The 25,442-nt window shown below is 61.7% G+C and carries 23 protein-coding genes and 1 pseudogene; 15 read left to right on the forward strand and 9 right to left on the reverse strand.

Annotated elements, in window-relative coordinates:
• The first annotated feature begins 151 nt into the window (after window positions 1-151).
• The 4 genes from hmgA to CAF74_RS16050 all read left to right on the forward strand — a co-directional run bounded on the left by hmgA (window position 152) and on the right by CAF74_RS16050 (window position 4,857).
• Window positions 152-1,447, forward strand: a complete 1,296-nt coding sequence (gene hmgA / locus CAF74_RS16035) for a homogentisate 1,2-dioxygenase (RefSeq protein WP_085746961.1) — start codon at window positions 152-154, stop codon at window positions 1,445-1,447.
• A 3-nt stretch (window positions 1,448-1,450) separates the two neighbouring features.
• A complete protein-coding gene (gene fahA / locus CAF74_RS16040) occupies window positions 1,451-2,755 on the forward strand; it encodes a fumarylacetoacetase (protein ID WP_085746962.1) in 1,305 nt (434 codons plus the stop codon).
• A gap of 12 nt (window positions 2,756-2,767) precedes the next feature.
• Window positions 2,768-3,406 (forward strand): maleylacetoacetate isomerase, encoded by a 639-nt coding sequence (maiA, locus tag CAF74_RS16045; protein WP_085746963.1) that lies wholly within the window; start codon window positions 2,768-2,770, stop codon window positions 3,404-3,406.
• 80 nt (window positions 3,407-3,486) lie between these two features.
• Window positions 3,487-4,857, forward strand: coding sequence for an aromatic acid/H+ symport family MFS transporter (locus tag CAF74_RS16050; protein ID WP_085746964.1), 1,371 nt, complete (start codon window positions 3,487-3,489; stop codon window positions 4,855-4,857).
• A gap of 50 nt (window positions 4,858-4,907) precedes the next feature.
• Here the strand turns inward: CAF74_RS16050 and CAF74_RS16055 are convergent, their stop codons facing one another.
• On the reverse strand, window positions 4,908-5,711 hold the full coding sequence (locus CAF74_RS16055; protein WP_085746965.1) for a SirB1 family protein: 804 nt from the start codon (window positions 5,709-5,711) through the stop codon (window positions 4,908-4,910).
• Between the two features lie 184 nt (window positions 5,712-5,895).
• Between CAF74_RS16055 and CAF74_RS16060 the strand changes: the two genes are divergently transcribed.
• Window positions 5,896-6,915 (forward strand): Glu/Leu/Phe/Val dehydrogenase dimerization domain-containing protein, encoded by a 1,020-nt coding sequence (locus tag CAF74_RS16060; RefSeq protein ID WP_085608113.1) that lies wholly within the window; start codon window positions 5,896-5,898, stop codon window positions 6,913-6,915.
• 167 nt (window positions 6,916-7,082) lie between these two features.
• On the opposite strand, the pseudogene CAF74_RS16065 reads toward CAF74_RS16060, so the two are convergent.
• A pseudogene (locus CAF74_RS16065) lies at window positions 7,083-7,340 on the reverse strand (YebG family protein); the annotation flags it as partial.
• 293 nt (window positions 7,341-7,633) lie between these two features.
• Here CAF74_RS16065 and CAF74_RS16070 point away from each other — a divergent pair.
• On the forward strand, window positions 7,634-8,134 hold the full coding sequence (locus tag CAF74_RS16070) for a phosphate-starvation-inducible protein PsiE (protein WP_007957255.1): 501 nt from the start codon (window positions 7,634-7,636) through the stop codon (window positions 8,132-8,134).
• Here the strand turns inward: CAF74_RS16070 and CAF74_RS16075 are convergent.
• From CAF74_RS16075 to CAF74_RS16085, 3 genes are all read right to left on the reverse strand, one after another.
• Window positions 8,131-8,448, reverse strand: coding sequence for a DUF3509 domain-containing protein (locus CAF74_RS16075; protein WP_011332520.1), 318 nt, complete (start codon window positions 8,446-8,448; stop codon window positions 8,131-8,133). The genes CAF74_RS16070 and CAF74_RS16075 overlap by 4 nt on opposite strands.
• A gap of 199 nt (window positions 8,449-8,647) precedes the next feature.
• On the reverse strand, window positions 8,648-9,949 hold the full coding sequence (locus CAF74_RS16080; protein WP_085746967.1) for an HAAAP family serine/threonine permease: 1,302 nt from the start codon (window positions 9,947-9,949) through the stop codon (window positions 8,648-8,650).
• Window positions 9,950-10,012: 63 nt separating this feature from the next.
• On the reverse strand, window positions 10,013-11,389 hold the full coding sequence (locus CAF74_RS16085) for an L-serine ammonia-lyase (RefSeq protein ID WP_085746968.1): 1,377 nt from the start codon (window positions 11,387-11,389) through the stop codon (window positions 10,013-10,015).
• Between the two features lie 135 nt (window positions 11,390-11,524).
• Here CAF74_RS16085 and CAF74_RS16090 point away from each other — a divergent pair, with 135 nt between their 5' ends.
• Both CAF74_RS16090 and CAF74_RS16095 read left to right on the forward strand, forming a co-directional pair.
• On the forward strand, window positions 11,525-12,472 hold the full coding sequence (locus CAF74_RS16090) for a LysR substrate-binding domain-containing protein (protein ID WP_011332523.1): 948 nt from the start codon (window positions 11,525-11,527) through the stop codon (window positions 12,470-12,472).
• A gap of 200 nt (window positions 12,473-12,672) precedes the next feature.
• The gene (locus CAF74_RS16095) at window positions 12,673-13,080 is read left to right on the forward strand and encodes an HPF/RaiA family ribosome-associated protein (protein ID WP_011332524.1); all 408 of its coding nucleotides are present in this window, start codon (window positions 12,673-12,675) and stop codon (window positions 13,078-13,080) included.
• 71 nt (window positions 13,081-13,151) lie between these two features.
• On the opposite strand, the gene fecA is transcribed toward CAF74_RS16095, so the two are convergent.
• The 3 genes from fecA to CAF74_RS16110 all read right to left on the reverse strand — a co-directional run bounded on the left by fecA (window position 13,152) and on the right by CAF74_RS16110 (window position 17,001).
• On the reverse strand, window positions 13,152-15,485 hold the full coding sequence (gene fecA / locus CAF74_RS16100; protein ID WP_085746969.1) for a TonB-dependent Fe(3+) dicitrate receptor FecA: 2,334 nt from the start codon (window positions 15,483-15,485) through the stop codon (window positions 13,152-13,154).
• Between the two features lie 101 nt (window positions 15,486-15,586).
• Window positions 15,587-16,516 carry a DUF4880 domain-containing protein gene (locus CAF74_RS16105; RefSeq protein ID WP_085746970.1) on the reverse strand — a complete coding sequence of 310 codons (930 nt, stop codon included), beginning with the start codon at window positions 16,514-16,516 and terminating at the stop codon, window positions 15,587-15,589.
• Window positions 16,513-17,001 (reverse strand): sigma-70 family RNA polymerase sigma factor, encoded by a 489-nt coding sequence (locus CAF74_RS16110; RefSeq protein ID WP_007957265.1) that lies wholly within the window; start codon window positions 16,999-17,001, stop codon window positions 16,513-16,515. The genes CAF74_RS16105 and CAF74_RS16110 overlap by 4 nt, the downstream gene beginning before the upstream one ends.
• A gap of 176 nt (window positions 17,002-17,177) precedes the next feature.
• On the opposite strand from CAF74_RS16110, the gene CAF74_RS16115 reads away from it, so the two are divergent.
• The 6 genes from CAF74_RS16115 to CAF74_RS16140 all read left to right on the forward strand — a co-directional run bounded on the left by CAF74_RS16115 (window position 17,178) and on the right by CAF74_RS16140 (window position 23,484).
• Window positions 17,178-17,483 carry a DUF3649 domain-containing protein gene (locus tag CAF74_RS16115; protein WP_085746971.1) on the forward strand — a complete coding sequence of 102 codons (306 nt, stop codon included), beginning with the start codon at window positions 17,178-17,180 and terminating at the stop codon, window positions 17,481-17,483.
• Entirely contained in the window at window positions 17,480-19,069 is a 1,590-nt protein-coding gene (locus CAF74_RS16120) for a PepSY domain-containing protein (RefSeq protein WP_085746972.1), read from the forward strand. The genes CAF74_RS16115 and CAF74_RS16120 overlap by 4 nt, the downstream gene beginning before the upstream one ends.
• Window positions 19,070-19,396, forward strand: a complete 327-nt coding sequence (locus tag CAF74_RS16125) for a DUF3325 domain-containing protein (RefSeq protein ID WP_085746973.1) — start codon at window positions 19,070-19,072, stop codon at window positions 19,394-19,396.
• 1 nt (window position 19,397) lies between these two features.
• The gene (locus tag CAF74_RS16130) at window positions 19,398-19,964 is read left to right on the forward strand and encodes an RNA polymerase sigma factor (RefSeq protein WP_085746974.1); all 567 of its coding nucleotides are present in this window, start codon (window positions 19,398-19,400) and stop codon (window positions 19,962-19,964) included.
• The gene (locus tag CAF74_RS16135) at window positions 19,961-20,950 is read left to right on the forward strand and encodes a FecR family protein (protein ID WP_085746975.1); all 990 of its coding nucleotides are present in this window, start codon (window positions 19,961-19,963) and stop codon (window positions 20,948-20,950) included. The genes CAF74_RS16130 and CAF74_RS16135 overlap by 4 nt, the downstream gene beginning before the upstream one ends.
• A gap of 104 nt (window positions 20,951-21,054) precedes the next feature.
• Window positions 21,055-23,484 carry a TonB-dependent receptor gene (locus tag CAF74_RS16140; RefSeq protein WP_085746976.1) on the forward strand — a complete coding sequence of 810 codons (2,430 nt, stop codon included), beginning with the start codon at window positions 21,055-21,057 and terminating at the stop codon, window positions 23,482-23,484.
• Here CAF74_RS16140 and CAF74_RS16145 read toward each other — a convergent pair whose 3' ends face one another.
• Window positions 23,485-24,360: a helix-turn-helix domain-containing protein gene (locus CAF74_RS16145; RefSeq protein WP_085746977.1), complete on the reverse strand. Its 876-nt coding sequence runs from the start codon at window positions 24,358-24,360 to the stop codon at window positions 23,485-23,487.
• A 139-nt stretch (window positions 24,361-24,499) separates the two neighbouring features.
• Here CAF74_RS16145 and CAF74_RS16150 point away from each other — a divergent pair, with 139 nt between their 5' ends.
• Window positions 24,500-25,402: a DMT family transporter gene (locus tag CAF74_RS16150; RefSeq protein WP_085746978.1), complete on the forward strand. Its 903-nt coding sequence runs from the start codon at window positions 24,500-24,502 to the stop codon at window positions 25,400-25,402.
• The last annotated feature ends 40 nt before the right edge of the window (window positions 25,403-25,442 follow it).

The following is a 25,442-nucleotide window of genomic DNA, read 5'->3' on the forward strand; positions in this document are numbered from 1 at the left end:
TCCCGGAACGAATGGGCGTCTTTATAGCTTGACGCTGGATAGCGAGCAAATTACGTTATGCGTAATTGAATTACGATAAAAATAACCCCGGCGTGCCAAGACCTCCGATCCAGAGCGTCCGGCCATGCCGACTCCCTGTTCAGGAGGCTCCATGAACCTCGATTCAGCCCTGGCTTACCAGTCCGGTTTCGGCAATGAATTCAGCTCCGAAGCGTTGCCCGGCGCACTGCCCGTCGGCCAGAACTCCCCGCAGAAAGCCCCTTACGGTCTGTACACCGAACTGTTCTCCGGCACCGCGTTCACCATGACCCGCAGCGAAGCGCGGCGCACGTGGATGTACCGGATCCAGCCGTCGGCCAATCACCCGGCATTCGTCAAACTGGAGCGGCAACTGGCGGGCGGACCATTGGGTGAAGTGACCCCCAATCGCCTGCGCTGGAACCCGCTGGAGATCCCGGCCGAACCGACAGATTTCATCGACGGTCTGGTGAGCATGGCGGCCAACTCCGCCGCCGAAAAACCGGCCGGCATCAGCATCTATCACTACTGCGCCAACCGTTCGATGGAGCGCGTTTTCTTCAACGCCGACGGCGAGCTGCTGCTGGTGCCGCAACTCGGGCGCCTGCGCATCGCCACCGAACTGGGTGTACTGGAAGTGGCGCCGCTGGAAATCGCCGTGTTGCCACGGGGCCTGAAATTCCGCGTCGAACTGCTAGATCCGCAAGCGCGCGGCTACGTCGCCGAGAACCATGGCGCGCCATTGCGTCTGCCGGATCTGGGGCCGATCGGCAGTAACGGCCTGGCCAATCCGCGGGACTTCCTGACCCCGGTGGCCGCCTACGAAAACCTGCAACAACCGACCACCCTGGTGCAGAAGTTCCTCGGCCAGTTGTGGGGCACCGAACTCAATCACTCGCCGCTGAACGTGGTCGCCTGGCACGGCAACAACGTGCCGTACAAATATGACCTGCGCCGCTTCAACACCATCGGCACCGTCAGTTTCGATCACCCGGATCCGTCGATCTTCACCGTGCTGACCTCGCCGACCAGCGTCCACGGCCTGGCCAACCTCGACTTCGTGATCTTCCCGCCGCGCTGGATGGTGGCCGAGAACACCTTCCGTCCGCCGTGGTTCCACCGCAACCTGATGAACGAATTCATGGGCCTGATCCAGGGCGAGTACGACGCCAAAGCCGAAGGCTTCCTGCCCGGCGGCGCGTCCCTGCACAGCTGCATGAGCGCCCACGGCCCGGACGGCGAGACCTGCACCAAAGCCATCAACGCGGACCTCAAGCCGGCCAAGATCGACAACACCATGGCCTTCATGTTCGAGACCAGCCAGGTGCTGCGCCCAAGCCGCTTCGCCCTCGACTGCCCGCAACTGCAATCCACTTACGACGCCTGCTGGGCCACGCTGCCCGCCACGTTCGACCCGACCCGGAGATAACCCATGACTCAGAATTCCATCACCCGCAGTTGGGTCGCTTCGGCCAACGACCACACCGAATTCCCGCTGCAGAACCTGCCGCTGGGCGTGTTCAGCATCGACGGCTCGGCACCGCGCGCGGGCGTGGCGATTGGCGAACACATCTTCGATCTGCAAGTGGCGCTGGAGGCCGGTCTGTTCGACGGCGTCGCGCGCAGTGCCGTCGAAGCCATGCGCGGCGGTCAGTTGAACGCGTTCTTCGAACTCGGCCGCGACGCCCGCGTTGCCTTGCGCGAACGTCTGCTGGAACTGCTCAGCGAGGGCAGCACTCATCGCGGCAACATTGAAGCCCAGGGCGTGAAACTGCTGCCGCTGGCTGCCGATTGCCAGCTGCACCTGCCGGCGCGCATCAGCGACTACACCGACTTCTACGTCGGCATCGAACACGCGCAGAACGTCGGCAAACTGTTCCGTCCGGACAACCCGTTGCTGCCGAACTACAAACACGTGCCGATCGGCTACCACGGTCGTGCGTCTACCGTGCGCGCCTCCGGTGCCGACGTGCGCCGCCCGAAAGGCCAGACCCTGCCGGCCGGCGCGACCGAGCCGACCTTCGGCCCGTGCGCACGGCTGGACTATGAGCTGGAACTGGGGATCTGGATCGGTCAGGGCAACGAGATGGGCGAGCCGATCGCCATCGGTGACGCCGCTGAACACATCGCCGGTTTCTGCCTGCTCAACGACTGGTCGGCCCGTGACATCCAGGCCTGGGAATACCAGCCGCTCGGTCCGTTTCTGTCCAAGAGCTTCATCACCAGTGTTTCGCCATGGGTGGTGACTGCCGAAGCGCTGGCGCCATTCCGCACTGCGCAACCGGCGCGTCCGCAAGGTGATCCGCAGCCGCTGCCGTACCTGCTCGACAAAGGTGATCAGGAGGGTGGTGGTTTCGACATCGAGCTGGAAGTGCTGCTGCTCACCGAGAAAATGCGCGAACAGAACCTGCCGGCCCATCGCCTGACCCTGAGCAACACCCGCTATATGTACTGGACCGTCGCGCAAATGGTCGCGCACCACAGCGTCAACGGCTGCCAGTTGCAGGCCGGTGACCTGTTCGGTTCGGGCACCTTGTCCGGCCCTGAAAACGGTCAGTTCGGCAGCCTGCTGGAAATCACCGAGGGCGGTAAAAAGCCGATCGAACTGGCGTCCGGTGAAGTGCGCAAGTTCCTTGAAGACGGCGACGAAATCATCCTGCGCGCCCGCTGCGCACGCGAAGGTTTTGCCTCGATCGGTTTCGGCGAATGCCGTGGCACCGTGCTGGCGGCGCGCTGACAGGAGCGGCTCATGGATCTCTACACCTATTACCGTTCCACCTCGTCGTACCGGGTGCGGATCGCGTTGGCACTCAAGGGCCTCGACTATCAGGCGTTGCCGGTCAACCTGATCGCACCGCCCGGCGGTGAGCATCGGCAACCGGCGTATCTGGCGATCAATCCGCAGGGCCGGGTGCCGGCGCTGCGCACTGATGACGGCAAGTTGCTGATTCAGTCGCCGGCGATCATCGAGTATCTGGAGGAACGTTATCCACAGGTGCCGTTGCTGCCCGAAGACCTTGTTGCCCGCGCCCAGGTGCGCGGCGTCGCGGCGGTGATCGGCTGCGATGTGCATCCGTTGCACAACGTCAGCGTGCTCAATCGCCTGCGCGGTCTGGGGCATGACGAGCCGCAGGTGAACGAGTGGATCGGCCACTGGATCAGTCAGGGGCTGGGGACGGTGGAGCAGTTGATCGGCGACAGCGGCTTCTGTTTCGGCGAGTGGCCGTGCGTGGCGGACGTGTACCTGATTCCACAGCTGTACGCGGCCGAGCGGTTCAACGTTTCGCTGGAGGCGTTTCCACGGATTCGTCGGGTGGCCGCGTTGGCCGCTGAGCATCCGGCGTTCATTGCGGCGCATCCGGCGAATCAGCCGGACACCCCGAAGTAGCGTTTGATGGCTCCCGTGCAGCGCACGGGGCCATTCCGGTTACCCGCAAAAAATCATAAAAACAAAACAGGTACCTTGCGATGCACAACCAGATTGCCAGCTTCCGGGCGGCACTCGACGCCCGTCCTGTGTCCCGCTTTCAGTGGTTACTCCTGATTCTTCTTGCCTTGCTGCTGGTCACCGACGGCTATGACGCCCAGGTGCTCGGTTACGTGGTGCCGGCGCTGGCGCAGGACTGGGGTCTGGAAAAATCCGCGTTCGGCCCGGTGTTCAGCGCCAACTTGCTGGGTCTGACCCTCGGCTCTCTCGCCGTGACGCCGCTGGCCGACCGCTTCGGCGTTCGACGGATTCTGCTCGCCTGCGTGCTGATCTACGCCAGTCTCACAGTGCTGATGGTGTTCGCCGATTCCCTGAATACCCTGATGATCGCGCGCTTCATCTGCGGCATCGGCATGGGCGGCGCGATGCCCAGCGCCATGGCGTTGATGTCGGAATATTCACCGCCTCGCCTGCGCACGTTGATGGTCACGCTGGCGGCGTGCGGCTTTTCATTCGGCGGTGCGGCGGGTGGTTTTGTCGCGGCCGGTTTCATCGACCGTTTCGGTTGGCAGGCAGTGTTCCTCGCCGGCGGTGTCACGCCGTTGCTGCTGTTTCCGTTTCTCTGGTGGATGCTGCCGGAATCCTTGCCACGCCTGCTGCGTGACGCGCCGCCCTACGCACGCCTGCGCAAAGTCACCGCGCGGATGCTGCCGGACTGGCAGCCACCGGCCGCATCGGTCGAGCAGAACGAACGCGAGCAGGGCAGCAAACTGACCGTGGTGGAGTTGTTCCGCAACGGTTACGCACGCCCGACCTTGCTGATCTGGGCAACGTTTTTCGTGAGCCTGATCCTGCTGTATTTCATGATCAGCTGGCTGCCGTCGCTGCTGCTGGAAAGTGGTCTGAAACTTAACGAAGCGAACCTGGTGACGTCGATGTTCCTGTTCGCCGGCACGCTCGGCGCAATTTGCATGGCGTGGTTCGCCGACCGTTTGAAAAGCAAAGTACGACTGTTGTCCGGCGTATTGGCTGGCGCGGCGGTGTGCACGATCCTGCTGGGGCTGAATCACGACAATCCGCGTTATCTGGTGGCCTGTGTGTTTGCGGCGGGGTTTTGCATCATCGGCGGGCAACTGACGCTCAACGCGTTCGCCAGCAATTTCTATCCGGCGCACGTGCGCGCCACCGGCACCGGCTGGGCATTGGGAGTAGGGCGGTTCGGCTCGATTCTCGGGCCGCTGTTCGGCAGCCTGTTGTTGGCGATGCACATTCCGGTGGAGCAGATTTTCTTCTTCTGCGCGATTCCGGCGGTGATTGCGGCGTTGCTGATCATTCAGGTGCGTTCGCCTTCGCAGCTTGCGCAAAATCCTGTGGGAGCGAGCTTGCTCGCGAAGAACGATAACGCGGTTTGACTGATCGACCGTGTCGCCTGATTCGCGAGCAAGCTCGCTCCCACAAGGGATCAGTGGACGACTGAGTTCGGTGGCAGATGCCCCAGCCGTTCCGTCAGGCGAAGTCGCTGAATCGGGTCGTCACTGAGCAATAGCGCGTGCTCCAGATCGAAACGCTCGGCGTTCGGGCAATCGAGGCGCTGGTACAGACTGGCCCGGGCCAGATAGTCGGCGGCGCTGGCGTTGCCCAGTTCGAGCACGCGCTCGGCATCGATCAGCGCCGCGATGAAGTCGTCGTGGGTCAGGTGCAGCTGGCGCAGGTTGCGTGACAGACGCTGAAGCATCTGCATCGGTTCGGCAGTCAGCAGGTGGTCGGCGTTGAGTTTCATCTGATGGCCGTACTGGCGGTGCAGCAGTTCGCGGCAGTCGTTCGGATACAGGCGCCGTCCGCCGCACGGATCGAGCAGGTGATCGGCCCCGGGAACCTTCAGCAGGAAATGCCCGGGGAAGTTCACGCCCACCAGCGGAATCTCCAGGCCACGAGCCAGTTCCAGGGCGATCAATGCCAGCGCCAGCGGCTGGCCGCGTTTGGTCTGCATGACTTTGTGCACCATTGCGGCCTGCGGACGCAGCGGTACGAAATCATCCTGGGCAAATCCCAGATCGGTCATGCGCCGCAGCAGCGGTTGCGCCAGCTCGCTGACCGGCAGCAACGGCAAGCCATAGCTGACCCGCTGCTGCAGTTCCTTGAATTCCTGCAACAGCGCTTCGGGATCGGCTTGTTTGTCGTGCTCGGCAGCCATCCACAACGCCGCTTCGAACAGCGCGGGCGGTGAACGGTGCAGACACTCGAAGAAACGTTGGCGCGGACTCATCTAAATCTCCGGGGCATGCCTCGTTTTAGCCCCGTCTTTGCCATTCGTCCAGTGCCGGGCCGCTCTGCCATCGGGTTATGCCGCAACGCATTGGTCGCTGTCGGGCCTTATTCCCGTGCGCTTCAGCAATTTTCAGGCGCAAGCCTATACTGGCGTCTACCAGAAGTGATTCGGGAGCCTGCCGATGTTCGCTCTCATGCAAAGCACTCGCCTGGAATCGCTGCACCTTAGCGTTGATCCGGTGTCCGGATTGAAGGCGGTCATTGCCATTCATAACAGTCGCCTCGGGCCAGCCCTGGGCGGGTGTCGTTATCTTGCCTACCCGAACGACGAATCCGCGGTCGAGGACGCCATACGCCTGGCCCAGGGCATGAGCTACAAGGCCGCATTGGCTGGTCTCGCCCAGGGCGGTGGGGTGGCCGTGATCGTGCGGCCGGCCCATGTCGAAAACCGCGGCGCCTTGTTCGAAGCCTTCGGCCGTTGCATCGATCAGCTCGACGGGCGCTACATCACTGCCATCGACAGCGGCACGTCAGTGGCGGATATGGATTGCATCGCCCAGCAGACCCAGCATGTCACCAGCACCACTTCGGCTGGCGACCCCGCGCCGCATGCGGCGATGGGCGTGTTCACCGGAATTCGTGCCACGGCCATGGCGCGGCTGGGCAGCGATAACCTCGAAGGCTTGCGCGTGGCGATTCAGGGGCTGGGCAACGTCGGTTATGCCCTCGCTGAACAGCTGCACGCAGCCGGTGCCGAACTGTTGGTCAGCGACATCGACCACGGCAAGGTGCAACTGGCGATGGAACAGCTCAACGCCCATCCGATTGCCAACGACGCGTTGCTCAGCACGCCGTGCGACATCCTCGCGCCGTGCGGTTTGGGCGGTGTGCTCAACAGCCACACGGTCACCCAGTTGCGCTGCTCGGCGGTGGCAGGCTCGGCCAACAATCAACTGACGCACCTGGATGTCGCCGATCAACTCGAACGGCGCGGAATCCTGTATGCGCCGGATTACGTGATCAATGCCGGCGGGCTGATCTACGTTTCCCTCAAGCATCGGGGCGAAGAACTGACGACCATTACCGCGCACCTGTCGAAAATCAGTTCGCGTCTGACCGAAGTCTTCGCCCATGCCCAGGCGGAAAAACGTTCACCCGCGCGGGTGGCGGACGAGCTGGCGGAGAAGGTGTTGTACCGCTGAGGTTTGTCCGGGCATGAAAAAGCCCCCGAGTCTTTCAACTCAGGGGCTATTCAATTCAGAGGCTTCAATCCAAGTGTCGCTTACTTCGCAGCCTTCGCCGCTTTGGCAGGTTTGGCTGGCGCTTCTGCCGGTTCGGCCACGTCTGCCGGCTCGGTTGCCACAACCGGTGCCGCCGGTGCGTTGATCAGCTCCGACAGTGCATCAGGCTGGCTCTTGAACGCCCGGGCGAACACATCGCGGTTCTTCGCCATGAAGATCCCGACTTCTTCCACTTGCTGCTCGCTCAACGAAGGAACGGCTTTTTCCAGCACTTCGGCCAACAGTTCGGCCAGTTCGAGCATTTTGTCATGACGGTCAGCTTCGGCTTTATCCATGAACAAGCGCTCCAGATCTCGGCTGCTGCGGTATACCACTTCGACGGCCATTCACCACCTCACATGCCTTCACATTAAGTTGTCTTTGCGACTACTGTATCTATATACAGCGAAAAGGATAAGCGAATCCCTGCGCTTTGGGTAGTGGCTTTTCAATGTAGACCGGATTCGGATTTTGTCAGCCCGATACCTGCGCACAGGTGCGACCAAACGCCACGGCGCGGGTTCCGCGCCGCCTCGCCATGATGGCGTGGCCTCTTTTCTGCATGCATCTGCGTACGTGTGCAATAACCGTCACGTCCAGCAAGCAACATCCGCTCGAACCGGGCTAAGGAATCTTCAACGTGAAAATCAACTGGGCCGAGAAACTGCGGCAAAACGTGCACCAACTGGCCGAGTCCCTGGGCAACCTGTTCGTCGAGACCTTCCACTATCTGGCGCTGTTCGCCATTGGTGCGGTGACCGCGTGGGCGGCGGTGATGGAATTTCTCGGGATGCTCGAGGAAGGGCACATCAAGATCGATGACATTCTGTTGCTGTTCATCTATCTGGAACTGGGGGCGATGGTCGGGATTTACTTCAAGACCAACCACATGCCGGTGCGCTTCCTGATCTACGTGGCGATCACCGCACTGACCCGCCTGCTGATCTCCAACGTCTCGCACCACAACCCGCCGGACATGGGCATCATCTACCTGTGCGGCGGGATTCTGCTGCTGGCGTTCTCGATTCTGGTGGTGCGTTACGCCTCGTCGCAATTCCCTTCGGTGAAAATCGAGAACCCGCACCGCAAGATCGGCACGGGTTCCAGTGAACATCCGGAAGTGGAGAAGGGCGAACTTTAAAGGCCGGCGGCTGGCCGGGGCTGATGTTTGGCCCGACGCGGTGGCGGAGTGATTCCGTCGCCGCGAGTCATGGCATCAAGGATCGCCATGGCGCTGTGGCCCTGTTCGATGGCGATGCCGAACTGAATGCTTTGCACCAGCCGTTTGAGGCGTTTGGGGTCGTTGCGCTGTTCGGCGCTGATCATCCGTTTGGCGACGATCCGGCCGCCATTGGAGAGGGTCAGCATGATGCTGCCGTCGAGCCCCTGAATGCTCAGGTTGATCTGATAGTCCGGCGCGAAGGCATCGGTAATGATCTGAAAAGGATTGTCCATGATGCGTCACCGCCTGATTGAACGTGCAGTTGTTGACCGGCCTTGATCGGGTTGGTTCGCCAAACCTGACCATTGGCCTTTCCGTGGTCCTGTCTCCTTCAGTGATGTAGCAAGGGACATGCCGGGAATATTGTCGAACAATGAAACCGGCCAAAAAGAAGGCGAGCCCATGGCTCGCCTTCTTCGTTTGCGGCCCGTTTCAGGGCAGAACCGAGTAGATGATCGCTGACAGTGCAATCAGGCCGATCAGCACCACGAATACGTTGGATACCTGGCCCGAATACTGGCGCAAGGCCGGCACGCGGCGGATCGCGTACATCGGCATCAGGAACAACAGGCAGGCAATCACCGGTCCGCCGAGGGTTTCGATCATGCCGAGGATGCTCGGGTTGAAGGTCGCCACGGCCCAGCAGCTGAGGATCATGAACAGCGCGGTCGCACGGTTCAGCCAGCTAGCCGACATCACCCGGCCACGGCTGCGCAGGCTTTTGACGATCATGCCCTGGAAGCCTTCGCTGGCGCCGATGTAGTGGCCGAGGAAGGATTTGGTGATCGCCACCAGCGCAATCAGCGGCGCGGCGTAAGCGATGACCGGAGTCTGGAAGTGGTTGGCCAGGTACGACAGGATCGAAATGTTCTGCGCCTTGGCCGCTGCCAGATCCGCCGGCGACAGTGCCAGCACGCAGCTGAAGCAGAAGAACATCACCGTCACCACCATCATGCCGTGAGCCATGGCGAGAATGCCGCTGCTCTTGCGTTCAGCCTGGTCGCCGTAGCGTTGTTTCTGCTCGACGGCGAAGGCGGAAATGATCGGCGAATGGTTGAACGAGAACACCATCACCGGGATCGCCAGCCACAGGGTCTTGAGGAACACCGACATTTCCATCGGTTCTTGAGCACTGGCGAAGAATGCGCCGTTCCAGTTCGGAATCAGGCTGATGCCGAGCAACAGCAGCGCGGCGACGAACGGATACACCAGCACGCTCATGGCTTTGACGATCACGCTCTGACCACAGCGGACGATGGTCATCAAGCCGAGGATCAGCGCCAGCGACAGCACCGCACGTGGCGGCGGGGCGATGTGCAACTGGTGTTCGAGGAAGCTGCTCAGGGTGTTGGTCAGCGCCACGCTGTACACCAGCAGGATCGGGAAGATCGCGAAGAAATACAGCAGCGTGATCAGCTTGCCGGCGCCGATGCCGAAGTGTTCCTCCACCACTTCGGTGATGTCACCGGAGCGGCCCGACAGCACGAAGCGGGTCAGGCCCCGGTGTGCGAAGAAGGTCATCGGGAACGCCAGCAACGCCAGGATCAGCAATGGCCAGAAGCCGCCGACACCGGCGTTGATCGGCAGGAACAAGGTGCCGGCACCGATGGCCGTGCCGTACAGGCCGAGCATCCAGGTGGTGTCGAATTTGCTCCAGCCCTTGTGGGCGGTTTCGTTGTTGCGTGTGCGGTCTACAGCGGGATTTTCGGCAGCAGGTGTGCGTACATCGGTCATCGTTTTTGCCTCGTTATTATTCTTGCTCGGGCTCACGTGTTACGGGCAGTCAGGGAGTGCTCCTCAGCACTCCACCCAGCTCACGGCCAGGCCGCCCCGTGAAGTCTCTTTGTATTTGTCATGCATGTCGGCGCCGGTATCGCGCATGGTGCGGATCACCCGGTCGAGGGAAATGAAGTGTTTGCCGTCGCCGCGCAGGGCCATTTGCGTGGCGTTGATCGCCTTCACCGCAGCGATGGCGTTGCGCTCGATGCACGGCACCTGCACCAGCCCGCCGACCGGGTCGCAGGTCAGGCCGAGGTTGTGTTCCAGGCCGATTTCGGCGGCGTTTTCCAGTTGCTCAGGCGTGGCGCCGAGCACATCGGCGAGACCCGCAGCGGCCATGGCGCAAGCTGAGCCGACCTCACCCTGGCAGCCGACTTCGGCGCCGGAAATCGAGGCGTTTTTCTTGCACAGGATGCCGACCGCTGCCGCGCCCAGAAAGAAGGCGACCACGTCATCGTCGGACGCGTCTGGATTGAATTTCATGTAGTAGTGCAGAACGGCCGGGATGATCCCGGCGGCACCGTTGGTCGGTGCAGTCACCATGCGCCCGCCGGCGGCGTTCTCTTCGTTGACGGCGAGGGCGAACAGGTTGACCCACTCCATCGCCGACAGGGTCGAACTGATGACGTTCGGCTTGCCGATTTCCAGCAGGCTGCGGTGCAATTTCGCCGCACGACGGGGAACATTCAGACCGCCTGGCAGGACGCCTTCGTGACGCAGGCCTTGCTCGACGCACTCGCGCATCACCGACCAGATGTGCAGCAGGCCCTTGCGGATCTCGGCGTCGCTGCGCCAGGCCCGTTCGTTGGCCATCATCAGTTCGGAAACCCGCAGGTTGTGCTGCTTGCACAGCGCCAGCAGTTCGACGGCGCTGGAGAATTCGTAAGGCAACTCGACGTCGCCGGCCGGCGCCACACCCGATTCCGCTTCGGCCGCTTCGATGATGAAACCGCCGCCGACCGAGTAGTACGTTTGCTCGAACAGTTGCCCGGATGCACCGAAGGCTGTCAGCGACATGGCGTTCGGGTGGTAGGGCAGGCTCTCGTCCAGCAGCAGGAGATCGTGCTGCCAGTTGAAGGCAATTGAACGTTTACCGGCCAGAGACAGTTGGCCGGTCTCGCGCAGTTGCTGGATGCGTGGCTCGATGGTCGACGGATCGATGCTGTCCGGCCATTCGCCCATCAGGCCCATGACCGTTGCACGGTCAGTGGCATGGCCGACGCCGGTGGCCGAAAGCGAGCCGTACAAACGGATTTCCACCCGCTGCACATCGTTCAGCAAATGCTGGTCGATCAGCGCCTGGGCGAAGGTCGCCGCAGCGCGCATCGGGCCGACGGTGTGGGAACTGGACGGGCCGATGCCGACTTTGAATAGATCGAAAACACTGATAGCCATGCTAAACCCTTACAAGCAATGGAGTAGGAATCGCTGCCATTTTTTGTAGGACAAGCGCAATGTCGGCGATACTGCCTGCCTCGCTTCAACGTGACTAACGAAACTTCCTAAGTAAGCCTTTAGCAGGACTAAACCATGAGTCGTCAATTGCACGCCCAGACTTACGTCTGGCTGCAGGTGTTTTCCTGTGCCGCGCGGCACCTGTCATTCACCCGTTGTGCCGAGGAACTGCACATCACGCCGGGGGCTGTGAGTCAGCAAATCCGACAGCTGGAAGAGCGGCTGGGATTTCGCCTGTTTCATCGCCGCGCGCGCGGTGTGGAGCTGAGCGCGGAAGGGCAGCGACTGGCGATCACGGTCAACGAGGCTTACGGCAGCATCGATGCGGAATTGCGTCGCCTGGATGCGGGGATGATCAGCGGGATTCTGCGGGTGCGTTCGATTCCGTCGTTCCTCAGCAAATGGCTGACCCCGCGCCTGCCGCGTCTGCAACAGCGTTACCCGGACATCCAGTTGCGGCTGGTGGCGGAGGACAGCAGCGTGCCGTTGCATGAGGGAGATTTCGACCTGGCCATCGACCTGAACGACGGCAGCTATCCGGGGTTGTTATCCACAGCCTTGCTCGATGAGCAGATTTTCCCGGTGTGCGCGCCGGGTCTGTTGCGCGGGCGGCCGCCGCTGCACGGGCCGGCGGATCTGGTGCACTTCCCGCTGTTGCATGACATCACCGCCTGGCGCGGCAGCTATGAATACGCGGAGTGGGAGTTTTATCTGAATGCCATCGGTTTCGAGGGTGCCGATGTGCGGCGCGGGCACACGTTCAATCGCAACCACCTGACCATCGAAGCGGCGATTGCCGGCATGGGCGTGGCGATTGCCCGGCGCACGTTGCTCAACGACGAGCTGGAGCGGGGGACGTTGATCGTGCCGTTCGGGATTTCGGTGCCCAATCACAAGCGCTATGTATTGCTCTACGCGCCGGGAGCGTTGAGCCATCCGGGCGTGCGTGCGGTGCATGACTGGCTGGTGGAAGAGGCGGGGATTTTCCGCAGCCTGCACCCGTTGGGTGATGGCCAATTGTGAGCAGATTTTTCGGGGTGCCGGAGCGACCCAACTCCCGACCTTACCAGCGCTTTACTCGGTTGTCCGGCTTTTTTTGCGAATGAATATTTATCTTTTTTCAGGGGTTGAAATGTTCGTCCGGCGGGCCGATTGTTGTAATCAAGAGGTCACGAAATCCTGTTCCAGGCCTCTTGCGAGCTAGCTGAAATAAGGGATGAACTATGCAAATCCAAGTCAACAGCGACAACCATATTCAAAGCAGCAAACGACTGGAGGAGTGGGTACGAACCACAATTGAGAGCACGCTCGACCGTTATGAGGAAGACCTGACCCGTGTCGAAGTCCATCTGAGCGACGAGAACGGTGACAAACCAGGTCCCCATGATTTGCGCTGCCAACTGGAAGCGCGGCCAAAAGGCCATCAACCGATTTCCGTCACCCACAAAGCCGATTCGCTGGAACAGGCGATCGATGGTGCAGCCGAAAAACTGGAGCACGCGCTGGAGCACCTGTTTGGCAAACTGCGCGGCAAACCGCGAGCCGCTGTGGTGCCATTCACAAGCAAAGCCAATGACAAGCTGTTGGCGGAAGAGTTTGACGAGAACGAACAGGCAGCGATCAACAGTTGATGCGCTGATTTTCCAAGCCACCCAATGAGAAAGGGCCTGCAATTGCAGGCCCTTTCTGTTTTCAGCAGGGGTCAGAAAGCGACAGAGGTCTGCACGTACACCGTGCGCGGCTCACCGACATACTTGCCCTTGTTGTTGTCATCGAACGAGCGGGTGAAGTATTGCGTGTTGAAGATGTTTTTCACCCCCACCGCCACGTTCAGGTCCGACAGCTGCGGGCCGAAGTCATAACCGGCACGGCTGCTGAACAGCATGTAGCCTGGGATCTTGCCGGTGCTGCCGTCGGCGCTTTCTTTGGAGGTGTTGGCGTTATCGGCGAACTGGTCGCTCTGGAAGCTGCTGTCCAGGTTAAGCTTCCACGGCCCTTCGGTGTAACCGACGCCGATCGTGCCTTTGTGTTTCGACGAGAACGGCACACGATTGCCCTTGTTCGGCCCGTCTTCGCGGATGGTTGCGTCGACATAGGCGTAAGTGGCGTAGACATCGAAGCCGGCCAGCGCCGGGCTCAAGTCGTCGAGAGCGTAATTGACGCTGGTCTCGATGCCCTGATGGCGGGTTTCGCCACGGGCGATCACCGAGTCGTTGGTCTGGTTGCTTTCGTACTGGTTGTCGAAGTTGATCAGGAACGCGCCGATTTCCGCTCGCAGCGCGCCGTTGTCGTAACGGGTGCCGACTTCCCAGGTGCGGGCCTTCTCCGGTTTCACTTCGCCACTGCTGACGCGGTTGGGCATCTGGCTGTATTGCACGCTGCCGAACGAACCTTCGGTGTTGGCGTACAGGTTCCAGCTGTCGGTCAGGTGATACAGCACGTTCAGTGCCGGCAGCGCGGTGTTGTAGTCACCTTTGTATTTGACGTTGGTCAGGTTGTTGGTCTGCTGCGACTCGATCATCTCGTAGCGCACGCCCGGGGTGATCGTCCATTTGCCGATGTCGATCCGGTCATCGACGAAAAACGCATTGGCCTCGGTGCCGCCGCGCGTGTCGCGGTCATTGCGGCTGTTGGTGGTCGGGTATTCGTTGCTGGCGATCGGCGTGCGATAGCGCAGTTCGTGGCCGGCCTCGTTGATGTAGCGATAACCGACGCCGACTTCATGGCTGGTGGCGCCAAGGTCAAAGCCCTGGGCGAAGCGGGTTTCCAGACCGCGAACCCAGTATTCGCGCGGCGACAGCGACAGGAACGTGCCCTGATCCAGATAGCCGCTGCGCAGGGTTTTGGTGAAGAAGGTATTGGCGGTGAACTCGCGGCGATCTTCCTGATAGCGATAGCCGAAATTGAACATCGTGCGACGGCCCCAGAACTGGTCCTTCGGCCGGGTCGACTGATACGGGTCGGCATCGTAGTCGGCGACGTTCAGGCCGCCGGGCATGTCGGCCTTGCCCTCGTAATACTGGGCCATGGCGTTGAAGCTGTTGGCTTCGTCGAGCTGGTATTTGCCCTTGAGGATCAGGTCGTCGATTTCCGTATCGCTGTGTTCGCGCCAGTCACCACCGCGAGTGCCGGAGTACAGCAACGCGCCGCCCAGACCGTTGGCATTGGTGCCGCCGGCCAGCAGGTTGGCGCTGGTCTTGAAGCCGTCATGGCTGGAAGAAGGACTGGTTTCGGTCTGGAAACCGCCTTTCACGGTCGGCTCGTCCGGAATCGCCCGGGTCACGAAGTTGACCACGCCACCGACGTTCTGCGGGCCGTAACGCACGGCGCCGCCACCGCGCACCACGTCCACGGCGTCCATGTTGCCCATGCTGATCGGCGCGAACGACAACTGCGGCTGACCGTAAGGCGCGAACGGCACCGGAATGCCGTCCATCAACACCGTCGAGCGTGCGGCCAGACGCGGGTTGAGGCCGCGAATGCCGAAGTTCAGCGCCATGTCGTGGCTGCCGGTGCCGTTGTTTTCCGGGGCGTTGACGCCGGGAATGCGGTTGAGCACATCACGGGCCTGGGTCGCGCCCTGGCGTTCGAATTCTTCGCGGCGAATCACGTCACGGGCGCCGGGATGTTCGAAGACGTTGACCTGCGCGGCTTCACCCAGCCAGTCGCCGACCACTTTCGAGGTGTCCAGCTCCAGGGCGCTGTCGTTCGCCGGCTGGAGGCTGAAGGCATTGCCGCCTTCGGCGCGGGCTTGCAGACCGGTGCCTTCAAGCAGTGCATTCAGACCTTGCTCGGTTGTGTAGCTACCTTCGAGGCCACGGCTTTGCACACCACTGGTAACCTGCGAGCCGAACGAAATCAGCACACCGGCTTCGCGGCCGAACTGGTTGAGGGCATTCTCCAGCGACGACGGGGCGATGTGGTAAGCCTTGGTGTCGGCAGCCAGCGCATAGGGAAGGGCGCTGAAGCTCAGGCTGGCGCCGAGGACAAGGTTGCGCAGGGTTCGGGCCAGCGGCGTGAGGCGGGTGGGGTGCATGGAGGACGGTCCTGAGAAGGTTGAATCAAGGGGGGCTTTCCTTCTCTGTCACGCCAGATCTGAAAAACGGCTCATTTATTTTTTACAGGGGCGCGGAGCGATCAGGCTCTGGCTTCGACCGTCACCCAATAGCGAGTAAAACGCTTCACTCTCACCGGCAGGCTGATTTCCAGCAGATCGAGAATCCGCTCGCTGTCGTCCAGTGGATAAGTCCCTGAGATCAGCAATTCAGCAACTTTCGCATCGCAATGGAGCTGCCCGCGGCGGTAGCGACCCAGTTCATCGAGGAAATCGCCCAGGCGCATGTGCGCGGCCACCAGCATGCCGTCGGCCCAGGCACCGCTGTTGGCGTCCAGCGGTTTGGCGTCACTGATGGAGGTGGCGCTGAAACTCAGTTGTCGGGCGACCGGCAGCAGCATCGGCGCGCGACCTTGCGCGTTCAATTCGACCCGACCTTCAAACAGTGCGATCTGTGTACGGTCGGCAAACTGCCGCACGTTGATCCGCGCACCCTGGGTTTTCAACAGGCCTTGGGCGGTTTGCACTTCGAAGGATTGAGTGGCGGTCAGCAGCACTTCGCCTTCGAGCAGGCGGATCAGGCCATCGCCCCGGACATCCGCCGCGCTGGCGGTGTTGAGCTGCAATTGGCCGCCGGCGCCGAGCGAGATCTTGCGGCGTTGACCAACCGGGCTGCGGTAATCGGCCAGCAGCGATGGCAACGGATTGTGCTCGCGCATCCCCCAGGTGACCGCCGAGCCAGCGCCGAGAATCAGCAACAACTTCAGCGCCTGACGACGGCTGCCTGACTTCGGCGCATTCAGCGCGGCGTGGGCCAGTGGCGACGACAACCCGCGCAACCGCGAATTGACTCGCTGAATGTGCTCCCACGCACGGCGGTGTTCGCTGTGGGCGTCGATCCATTGCTGCCAGGCTTGTTGCTGGCGCGGGCTCAGTTGGCCTTGCTGCATTTCCAGCAACCAGTGCACCGCCTGTTCGGCGACTTGCGCGGAAAAATCCATCGGCGGATTCACAGGGCGAAGTAGCAGCGCATCGCCGCTTTATTCAGATGGCGTTTGACCGTCGCCACGGAAATGCCCAGTTCGGCGGCGATCTGCGGATAGGTCAGGCCATCGACCTGCGCCAGCAGAAATGCACGTTTGACCGCGCGCGGCAGACCGTCGAGCAACTGATCCAGCTCCATCAGGGTTTGCAGGATGATCGCTTTCTCTTCTTCCGAAGGCGCGACCATTTCCGGCATCTGCGCGAGGGTGTCGAGGTAGGCGCGCTCCAGATCCTGGCGGCGGTAATGATTGAACAGCACGCGTTTGGCCAAGGTGGTGAGGAATGCGCGCGGCTCGATGATCACCGGCGGCTCGCGGGCGGTCAGCACCCGGATGAAGGTGTCCTGGGCCAGATCGGCGGCGCTGTCCGGGCAGCCGAGTTTGCGCCGCAGCCAGCCGGTGAGCCAGCTGTGGTGGGCCTGATACAGCGATTCGACAGGATGGGCGGACGACAACGGCATTACTCCGGGCGCATGCGGGATGCGTTAGAGAACAAGAATGGTTCGCATTGTAGGGCTGTCAGTGATGCCCGGCAATCAGACTCTTTTGCGTATGAGAATATTTATCATTAATATCGCATGCCTGTCGTCTCGGTCTGTTGATCGGGCGTTAACCGTTTCAGGGTCGAAACATGAAAGCCAAACTCGCCGCTCTTCCCATGTCCTATCGTCTGGCCGTCACGTCGCGAGTGCTCGCGGCGGTGTTTGGCGGCTATCTGGTCGCGGCGCTGGCCAGTGTCACGCTGACGCTGTGGTTGCCGCTGAACCGTGCCGAAGCGGTGGTCACCGGCATGACCGTCTCGTTCCTGGTCTATCTGGTGGCGGTGCTCTGGTGTTTCGCCTGTCGCAGCGCATGGTCGGCGTGGGTCGGTTTGCTGGTGCCGAGCGTGATTCTGGCCACCGTTTCCGGGGCTGCACGCGGTCTGGGGCTGGCATGAAAGAGGGTTTTCGGCAGGCGATGGCCTGGCTGCATACGTGGACCGGGCTGGTTTTCGGCTGGCTGTTGTTCGCGATTTTTCTGACCGGAACCCTGGCCTATTTCAAGGACGAAACCAGTCACTGGATGCAGCCGGAAATCCACGCCCATCCATTGGATGCCGAAAAAAGCCTGACGCTGGCCCAGCAGTATCTGCAACAAAACGCCCCCGACGCTTCGCGCTGGATCATTGGCCTGCCCGACGCCCGCGATCCCGGTCTGAGCGTGGGCTGGCAGCAGACGCCAGCCAAACCCGGTGAACGGGGTGCATTCACTCGCAAGATCCTCGACGCGCAGACCGGTGCCGAAGTACAGGCCCGAGAAAGCATGGGCGGCGAGTTCTTCTACCGTTTCCACTTCCAGCTGCAAATGCCTTATCCGTGGGGCCGCTGGCTCTCGACCATCGCCGCGATGGTGATGTTCGTCGCGCTGATCACCGGGATCATCACCCACAAGAAAATCTTCAAGGACTTCTTCACCTTCCGCCCCCGCAAGGGCCAGCGTTCGTGGCTCGACGGGCACAACGCGGTGGGCGTGCTGGTGCTGCCGTTTCATCTGATGATCACCTACAGCAGTCTGGTGATCTTCATGTCGATGGTAATGCCGGCGAGCATTCTGGCTTCGTACGGCAACAATGTCCGGGCGTTTTACGACGAGGTGTTTCCCGCCGCCAACGTTCCCGAGCCTGCCGGTCAACCGGCGACACTGGCACCGCTGGCGCCACTGTTGCGGTCGGCCAGCGAGCAATGGTCGGGTGGACATGTCGGGCGTATCAGCGTGAACAATCCGGGCGATGCCAACGCCTCGGTGGTGATGTCCCGTGCGGGTTCCGACCGGGTGGTGAACGATGCCGGCAGCGCGGTGACTTTTAATGGCGTCAGCGGGCAAATCATCGGCACCCCATCTCAACAGCCGATGGCGATGGCAGTGGCCGGCAGTTTCTACGGTTTGCACATGGGGCACTTTGCCGGGCCGGTGCTGCGTTGGCTGTATTTCATCTGCGGTCTGGCGGGCACGGCGATGATCGGCACCGGGCTGGTGATCTGGCTCGGCAAGCGTCAGCTCAAACACGCCAAGACGGGAGTGATGCCTTTCGAACTGCGGCTGGTGGAAGTGCTGAACATCGCCAGCATGGCCGGATTGGTGGCAGCGGTCGCCGTGTTCTTCTGGGCCAATCGTCTGCTGCCGGTGAGTCTGGTCGGGCGTGACGACTGGGAAGTGAACGCGTTCTTCATCACCTGGGGCTTGAGCGTGGTGCACGCCCTGTTTCGACCGGGACGCAGGGCCTGGGTCGAACAGCTGTCTCTGGGAGCCGCACTGTTTGTCGCAGTGCCGCTTCTTAACGGTTTGACCTCCCCGTATCACCTCGGCGTGACAGTGCCCGAAGGCGATTGGGTCTTGGCCGGTTTTGACCTGACGTGTCTGGGCAGCGGCCTTTTCCTCGCCTGGGCTGCCCGAAAAATGCAGCGCGCCGGGTACACCGTCAGCGTGAAAAAACCAGCCCGCGAAAAGGCCCGGCCGATCACCCTCGAGCAAGGTGCGAACTGAATGCTATTGGCGCTGTTGCTCTGTTATTCCGCTTTCACCGCGCTGTGCCTGGCGATGCCCCGGCATCACGAAGAGCTGCTGGGCCACAAACCTTCGGCCCGCCGTCGGCAAGGTCTGAAGCTCGCAGGCTGGATGTTGCTGGGGCTGTCGCTCTGGGCGGCGGTTTTCATGAAGGGCTGGAGCTTCGGTCTGGTCGACTGGTGCGCGGTGTTGATGCTCAGCGCGCTGACTCTGGTGCTGTTGTTGCCCTATCGACCACGTTTGGCATTGACCATGGCCGGACTGAGCCTGCTCGCCAGCCCGGTCGCTGCGTGGGCCTTGAACTGACATGTTGATCGGCCATCCTCCTGAGCATCGCGACGGCGAACCCCATGGCGCCCGTGCGCATTTTCTTCAGGTGTTCCTGTCCCAGCGTTCGCAGATGGAAGCGCTGGTGAGCCGGCGCGTCGGTTGCCGGGCGACGGCGGCGGATCTGGTGCAGGATCTGTTCCTGCGTTTCTGGCGTCGACCGCTGGTTCAGGTCGAAGAACTCAGCACTTATCTGTTGCGCTGCGCCGGTAATATCGCCATCGATCATTTGCGCAGCGAAGGCGCGCGGGTGCGGGTCAACGAAGGCTGGCAACCGGAGGAGCCGGACAGCAGCGCCAGCGAACCGCAAGCCGCACTTGAAGCAGGCAACGATTTGCGCCATGTCGAAGCGGCGTTGCGCGCGCTGCCCGAGCGCACGCGGCAGATTTTTTTGCTCAATCGCATTCACGGGCGCAAGTACGCCGAGATCGCCAAAGCCATGGGCCTGTCCCAAAGCGCCGTGGAAAAACATATGATGCGCGCCCTCGAGGCCTGCAAGGCCAGCCTGCGCGAACCCGCGCCACGCACGCCATGGAAAGCACCGTGAATCACACCGACCGCGTCATCCCGACGCCCGCTCAGGAACAGGCCGCGTTCGCCTGGCTGAGCCTGCTGCACGACCGCCCGAGCACCGGTGATCAACTGACCTTCAGCCAATGGCTGCACGCTGACCCGGCCCACGCCGAGGCCTACGCCCAGGCGCAAGTGGTGTGGGAATTGAGCGAAGGGCCGGCGCGCACTCTGGCCGATGAAGAGGCGTTCGCCCTGCAGGGCTATCTGAATGCGATGAACCGGCCGCGTCGTCCACAGATCCGGCGTTGGGCCGGCGCTTTGGCCATGGCGGCCTGCCTGTTGTTGATGATCAGCCTCGGCACAGGTTGGCAGCCGCAGCGCTGGGTCGATGATCTGGGCGCCGATTACGTGTCGGCACCGGGCGAGATTCGCACCGTGACGCTGGCCGATCAATCGCAGGTGACGCTGGACGCCGACAGCGCCATCGCCGTGGATTTCAGTCATCGCGAGCGGCATGTGCAATTGCGCCGCGGCGCCGGATTTTTCAGCGTGACTCACACGGGCGATCCCTTTGTGGTCGAGGCCGAGAAGGGCCAGGCGCGGGTGCTCGGCACTCAGTTCGAAGTGCGCCTGCAACCCCATGGCGCACAAGTCACTGTGCTGTCCGGACGCGTTGGCGTGACAGCGTCCCGTGATGATCAACAGCAGATTCTCACCGCCGGCCAGCAAGTGGCGTACGGCGCAGGCACTGCGGAAAAACTGCACGCCGTGGACAGCGAAGCGCAACTGGCGTGGCGCCAGGGTTGGCTGACTTACTACAAGTCGACACTGGCCGATGTGGTGCAGGATCTGCGGCGTTATTACCCCGGACGGATCGTGTTGCTCAACGACGAACTGGCGGCGCGCAAGGTCAGCGGCAGCTTTCCGAGCAAGGACCCGCAGGCAGTGTTGAACTCGCTGCAAGGGGTGTTGGGATTCGAGCAGCATCAGGTCTTGGGCAAGCTGATCATCCTGCGCTGAAAATATTTTCAACTTTGTGGTGAGGTAAACCCGGACGCCATTCGTGTAGTGACAGAAAGTGCGAGTCATTCGCATCCGCTGCGGTTCTACACAGGTCATGAGCAATGAAGTCCAGGGCAAAATCGGGTTCGGTCAAACAGTGGTTAGGCGTTTCGGCCTTGAGTTTTTCGGCATTGGCCCTGTTGCCGGTGAGCGTGGCGCTGGCCGCTGAATCCGTCAGCAGTCAGCCACAAAAGCAGTTCAGTTTTTCCCTGGCCGCCAAGCCCTTGCCTCAGGCCCTGAGCGATTTCAGCCGCGTCACCGGCCAGAGCGTGGTTTACACCGATGAGGCGCCGTATGGCCTGACCGCTCCAGCGATCAACGGCCAGATGAGTGCCGAACAGGCGCTGCAACGTCTGCTCACAGGCTCCGGCCTGACCTTCCGCCGCACCGACAGCCATACCCTGGCGCTCGAACCGCAACCGACCGCAGGTGCGTTGAATCTGGGCGCGACCACCATCACTTCGGTGGTCAACCAGCCGATGAGCTACCAGCCACCGGAAACCAGTTCGGTGATGCGCTCTTCCGCTTCGCTTCAGGAAATCCCGCAGACCGTCAACGTGATCCCGGCTCAGGTCATTCGCGACCAGGCACCGCGCAATCTCGATGATGCACTGGCCAACGTCAGCGGCATCACCCAAGGCAACACCTTGGGCAGCACCCAGGATTCGGTGATGACCCGTGGCTTCGGCGATAACCGCAACGGCTCGATCATGCGCGACGGCATGCCGGTGGTGCAGGGCCGTGGCATGAACGCGACCGTGGATCGCGTCGAAGTGCTCAAGGGCCCGGCCTCGCTGCTCTACGGGATTCAGGATCCAGGCGGCGTGGTCAACATGGTCAGCAAGAAGCCTGAGCTGACCCAGTACAACGCGCTGACCCTGCGCGGCTCGACCTACGGCGACGGCAAGAATGGCAGCGGCGGCTCCTTCGACAGCACCGGTGCGCTGGGGGATTCCGGCCTCGCGTATCGCATGGTGCTGGACCATGAAGACGAAGATTACTGGCGCAACTTCGGCACGCATCGTGAAACTCTGGTCGCGCCGTCGCTGGCCTGGTATGGCGAGCGCACCAAGCTGTTGTTTGCCTATGAGCACCGCGAATTCCTGACCCCGTTCGATCGTGGAACCCTGATCGATCCGCGCACCAACCATCCGCTGGATATCTCGCGCAACGAACGTCTCGACGAGAAATTCAACGACATGGAAGGGCGTTCTGACCTCTATCACTTCGAGGCCGATCACGAACTCAACGACGACTGGAAAGCCCATTTCGGCTACAGCTGGAACCGCGAAACCTACGACGCCAGCCAGGTCCGCGTAACGGCGATCGACACCAAAAAAGGCACCCTGACCCGCAGCATGGACGGCACCCAGGGCGCGATCAGCACCGACCGTTTCACCACCGCCAGTCTCGAAGGCAAGGTCAACGTGCTGGGCATGCAGCATGATCTGGTGTTCGGTGTCGACGACGAGTATCGCAAGATCTACCGCGCCGACCTGATCCGCCAGAAAAGCCTGAGCACCTTCAGCTACGTCAACCCGGTCTACGGCCGCGAAGTCGAAGGCACCACCGTCAGCCCGGCGGACAGTGCGCAGACCGACGAACTGCGCAGCGATTCGGTGTTCCTGCAGGACTCGATCCACCTCAACGACCAGTGGATTCTGGTGGCCGGCGGGCGCTTCCAGGAGTACGACCAGTACGCCGGCAAAGGCGTGCCGTTCAAGGCCAACACCGACAGCAACGGCCAGAAGTGGGTGCCGCGCGCAGGCCTGGTGTATCGCTACACCGACGCGTTGTCGTTCTACGGCAGCTACACCGAATCGTTCAAACCCAACTCGACCATCGCTCCGCTGAGCGGCAGCAGTACCGTGCTCGACGGCAGCATTGCGCCGGAAGAAGCCAAGTCCTGGGAGCTGGGCGCACGCCTCGACATTCCGGGGCGTGTCACCGGCAACATCGCGCTGTTCGACATCAAGAAACGCAACGTGCTGGTGGCCAATTCCGAAGGCCCGACCACGATTTACAGCGCTGCCGGCGAAGTGCGTTCCCGTGGTCTGGAAGTGGATCTGACCGGCCAGCTCAGCGACCGCTGGAGCATGATCGGCAGCTACGCCTACACCGACGCCGAGGTCACGGAAGATCCGGACTACAAAGGCAACAAGCTGCAAAACGTGGCGAAGAATACCGGCTCGTTGTCGGCGATTTACGACTTCGGCAGCGTGATCGGTGGCGATCAGCTTCGGGTCGGCGCCGGTGCGCGGTATGTGGGTGAACGAGCGGGTAACGCGGTGAATGATTTCGACCTGCCGAGCTACACCGTGGCCGATGCGTTCGCCACTTACGACACCAAGGTTGAAGGGCAGAAGGTCAAGTTCCAGCTCAACGTGAAGAACCTGTTTGATCGCACTTACTACACCTCGGCGGCGAGCCGGTTCTTCGTGTCGATGGGCGACTCGCGGCAGATTTCGTTGTCGAGCACGCTGGAGTTCTGATCAGCGCAAAAACGCCTGGCGATACTCGCCGGGCGTTCCACCCAGCACCTGGCGAAAGCGGTTGGTGAAGTGACTGGCACTGGCAAATCCGCACGCCAGGGCAATCTCCCCCAATGGCAATGCCGTGCCCCGCAACAACTCACGCGCCCGGCTCAAACGCCGCGCCAGCACATATTGATGCGGCGGCAGGCCGAAGCTCACCCGGAACATCCGCGCAAAGTGGTATTCCGACAACGCACACAAGCCTGCCAGTTGCCCGAGGCTGATCGGCTCGGTCAGTTGGCTGTCGATGAATTCCACCAGTTGCCGGCGCTGATGCGGCGCCAGTCCACCCTTGAGGCGCAAGCCTTGGCGTACGCCGACCTGGCTCAGCAAGGTATGGCTGATCAGTTCGTGGGCCAGGCTGCTGGTCAGCAAGCGCTCGCCGGGTTCGTCCCAGTTCAGGGTCAGTAACTGGCGAAACCGTCGGGCCTGTTGTGGATCTTCGAGAAAAGTCTGTTCGCGCAGCTGCATTTCCCGAGGCTCGCGATCCAGCAGCGTGACGCAACCCAAGGCAAATTGTTCGGCACTGAAGTACAGGTGAGCGAGGCGAATATCACCGTTGATGACCCAACCCGATTCGTGATCGGCCGGCAGGATGCACAGCTTGTCCGGGCCACCCTTGTTACCGGGTTCGCCACGGCGGAAGGTGCCGGTGCCGCCGGCGATGTAGCAGGAGAGGGTGTGATGGCTCGGCGCTTCGTATTCCTGGGCGTCGTGATGATTGGTCCACAAAGCTGCAGACAAGCCGTCACCCAACTCGGCGCTGTGCACAAGGCGTGCATTTGGCGAATTGTTGAGGGCTTGAAAGACTTGCAGGGTATCGATGGCGGCCATGGTCGGTTCTCTTCAACGCTTTGCATCCTACTCCGTAGATTTCGCGCTGCCAGCCTGCGCGCCGACAAAAGCGCAAGTTTATGCAAGCGAGTGTCGAGGGCGCAGGCGGACACTGAAACCCAATCGAGGAGTGTCTGCCATGAACCTGTCGTTGTATTTGTTGACCGTACTGATCTGGGGCACCACCTGGATCGCCCTTAAATGGCAACTGGGCGTGGTGGCGATTCCGGTATCGATCGTCTACCGCTTCGGTCTCGCGGCGCTGGTGTTGTTTGCGTTGTTGCTGCTCAGCCGTCGCCTGCAACCGATGAACCGGCGCGGGCATCTGATCTGCGTAGCGCAGGGCTTGTGCCTGTTCTGCGTCAACTTCATGTGTTTCCTGACCGCCAGCCAATGGATTCCCAGCGGTCTGGTGGCGGTGGTGTTCTCCACCGCGACCTTGTGGAACGCGCTGAATGCGCGGGTGTTCTTCGGCCAGCGCATTGCGCGCAATGTGTTGATGGGCGGAGCGCTGGGGTTGTTTGGTCTGGGGCTGTTGTTCTGGCCGGAGCTGGCCGGGCATCACGCCAGTCCGCAAACTCTGCTCGGCCTTGGCCTGGCACTCTGCGGCACCTTGTGTTTCTCGGCGGGCAACATGCTCTCGAGCCTGCAACAGAAGGCCGGCCTCAAGCCGCTGACGACCAATGCCTGGGGCATGGCCTACGGCGCGGCGATGCTGTCGGTGTGGTGTCTGATTAAAGGCATTCCGTTCGAGATGGAATGGACGTCGCGTTACATCGGCGCGCTGCTGTACCTGGTGATACCGGGTTCGGTGATCGGTTTCACGGCGTACCTGACGTTGGTCGGTCGCATGGGGCCTGAACGCGCAGCCTATTGCACGGTACTGTTCCCGGTGGTGGCTTTGAATGTTTCGGCGTTTGCCGAAGGCTACCAATGGACGGCGCCGGCACTGGCCGGACTGGTGCTGGTGATGCTGGGCAATGTGCTGGTGTTCCGCAAACCCAAGGCGCCGGTAATGCCGAGTCACGGCAAACTGGCCTGAGTGTTCTGGCAGTAAAAGGGCAGACGTTTGGCGACGTCTG

The sequence above is a fragment of the Pseudomonas sp. R45(2017) genome, from assembly GCF_002112305.1.
GTDB lineage: Bacteria > Pseudomonadota > Gammaproteobacteria > Pseudomonadales > Pseudomonadaceae > Aquipseudomonas > Aquipseudomonas paraglycinae.

Coding starts and splice junctions, on each gene's coding strand:
- hmgA (WP_085746961.1), top strand. CDS start 152: ATGAACCTCGATTCAGCCCTGGCTTACCAGTCCGGTTTCGGCAATGAA.
- fahA (WP_085746962.1), top strand. CDS start 1,451: ATGACTCAGAATTCCATCACCCGCAGTTGGGTCGCTTCGGCCAACGAC.
- maiA (WP_085746963.1), top strand. CDS start 2,768: ATGGATCTCTACACCTATTACCGTTCCACCTCGTCGTACCGGGTGCGG.
- CAF74_RS16050 (WP_085746964.1), top strand. CDS start 3,487: ATGCACAACCAGATTGCCAGCTTCCGGGCGGCACTCGACGCCCGTCCT.
- CAF74_RS16055 (WP_085746965.1), bottom strand. CDS start 5,711: ATGAGTCCGCGCCAACGTTTCTTCGAGTGTCTGCACCGTTCACCGCCC.
- CAF74_RS16060 (WP_085608113.1), top strand. CDS start 5,896: ATGTTCGCTCTCATGCAAAGCACTCGCCTGGAATCGCTGCACCTTAGC.
- CAF74_RS16075 (WP_011332520.1), bottom strand. CDS start 8,448: ATGGACAATCCTTTTCAGATCATTACCGATGCCTTCGCGCCGGACTAT.
- CAF74_RS16080 (WP_085746967.1), bottom strand. CDS start 9,949: ATGACCGATGTACGCACACCTGCTGCCGAAAATCCCGCTGTAGACCGC.
- CAF74_RS16085 (WP_085746968.1), bottom strand. CDS start 11,389: ATGGCTATCAGTGTTTTCGATCTATTCAAAGTCGGCATCGGCCCGTCC.
- CAF74_RS16090 (WP_011332523.1), top strand. CDS start 11,525: ATGAGTCGTCAATTGCACGCCCAGACTTACGTCTGGCTGCAGGTGTTT.
- CAF74_RS16095 (WP_011332524.1), top strand. CDS start 12,673: ATGCAAATCCAAGTCAACAGCGACAACCATATTCAAAGCAGCAAACGA.
- fecA (WP_085746969.1), bottom strand. CDS start 15,485: ATGCACCCCACCCGCCTCACGCCGCTGGCCCGAACCCTGCGCAACCTT.
- CAF74_RS16115 (WP_085746971.1), top strand. CDS start 17,178: ATGAAAGCCAAACTCGCCGCTCTTCCCATGTCCTATCGTCTGGCCGTC.
- CAF74_RS16120 (WP_085746972.1), top strand. CDS start 17,480: ATGAAAGAGGGTTTTCGGCAGGCGATGGCCTGGCTGCATACGTGGACC.
- CAF74_RS16125 (WP_085746973.1), top strand. CDS start 19,070: ATGCTATTGGCGCTGTTGCTCTGTTATTCCGCTTTCACCGCGCTGTGC.
- CAF74_RS16130 (WP_085746974.1), top strand. CDS start 19,398: ATGTTGATCGGCCATCCTCCTGAGCATCGCGACGGCGAACCCCATGGC.
- CAF74_RS16140 (WP_085746976.1), top strand. CDS start 21,055: ATGAAGTCCAGGGCAAAATCGGGTTCGGTCAAACAGTGGTTAGGCGTT.
- CAF74_RS16145 (WP_085746977.1), bottom strand. CDS start 24,360: ATGGCCGCCATCGATACCCTGCAAGTCTTTCAAGCCCTCAACAATTCG.
- CAF74_RS16150 (WP_085746978.1), top strand. CDS start 24,500: ATGAACCTGTCGTTGTATTTGTTGACCGTACTGATCTGGGGCACCACC.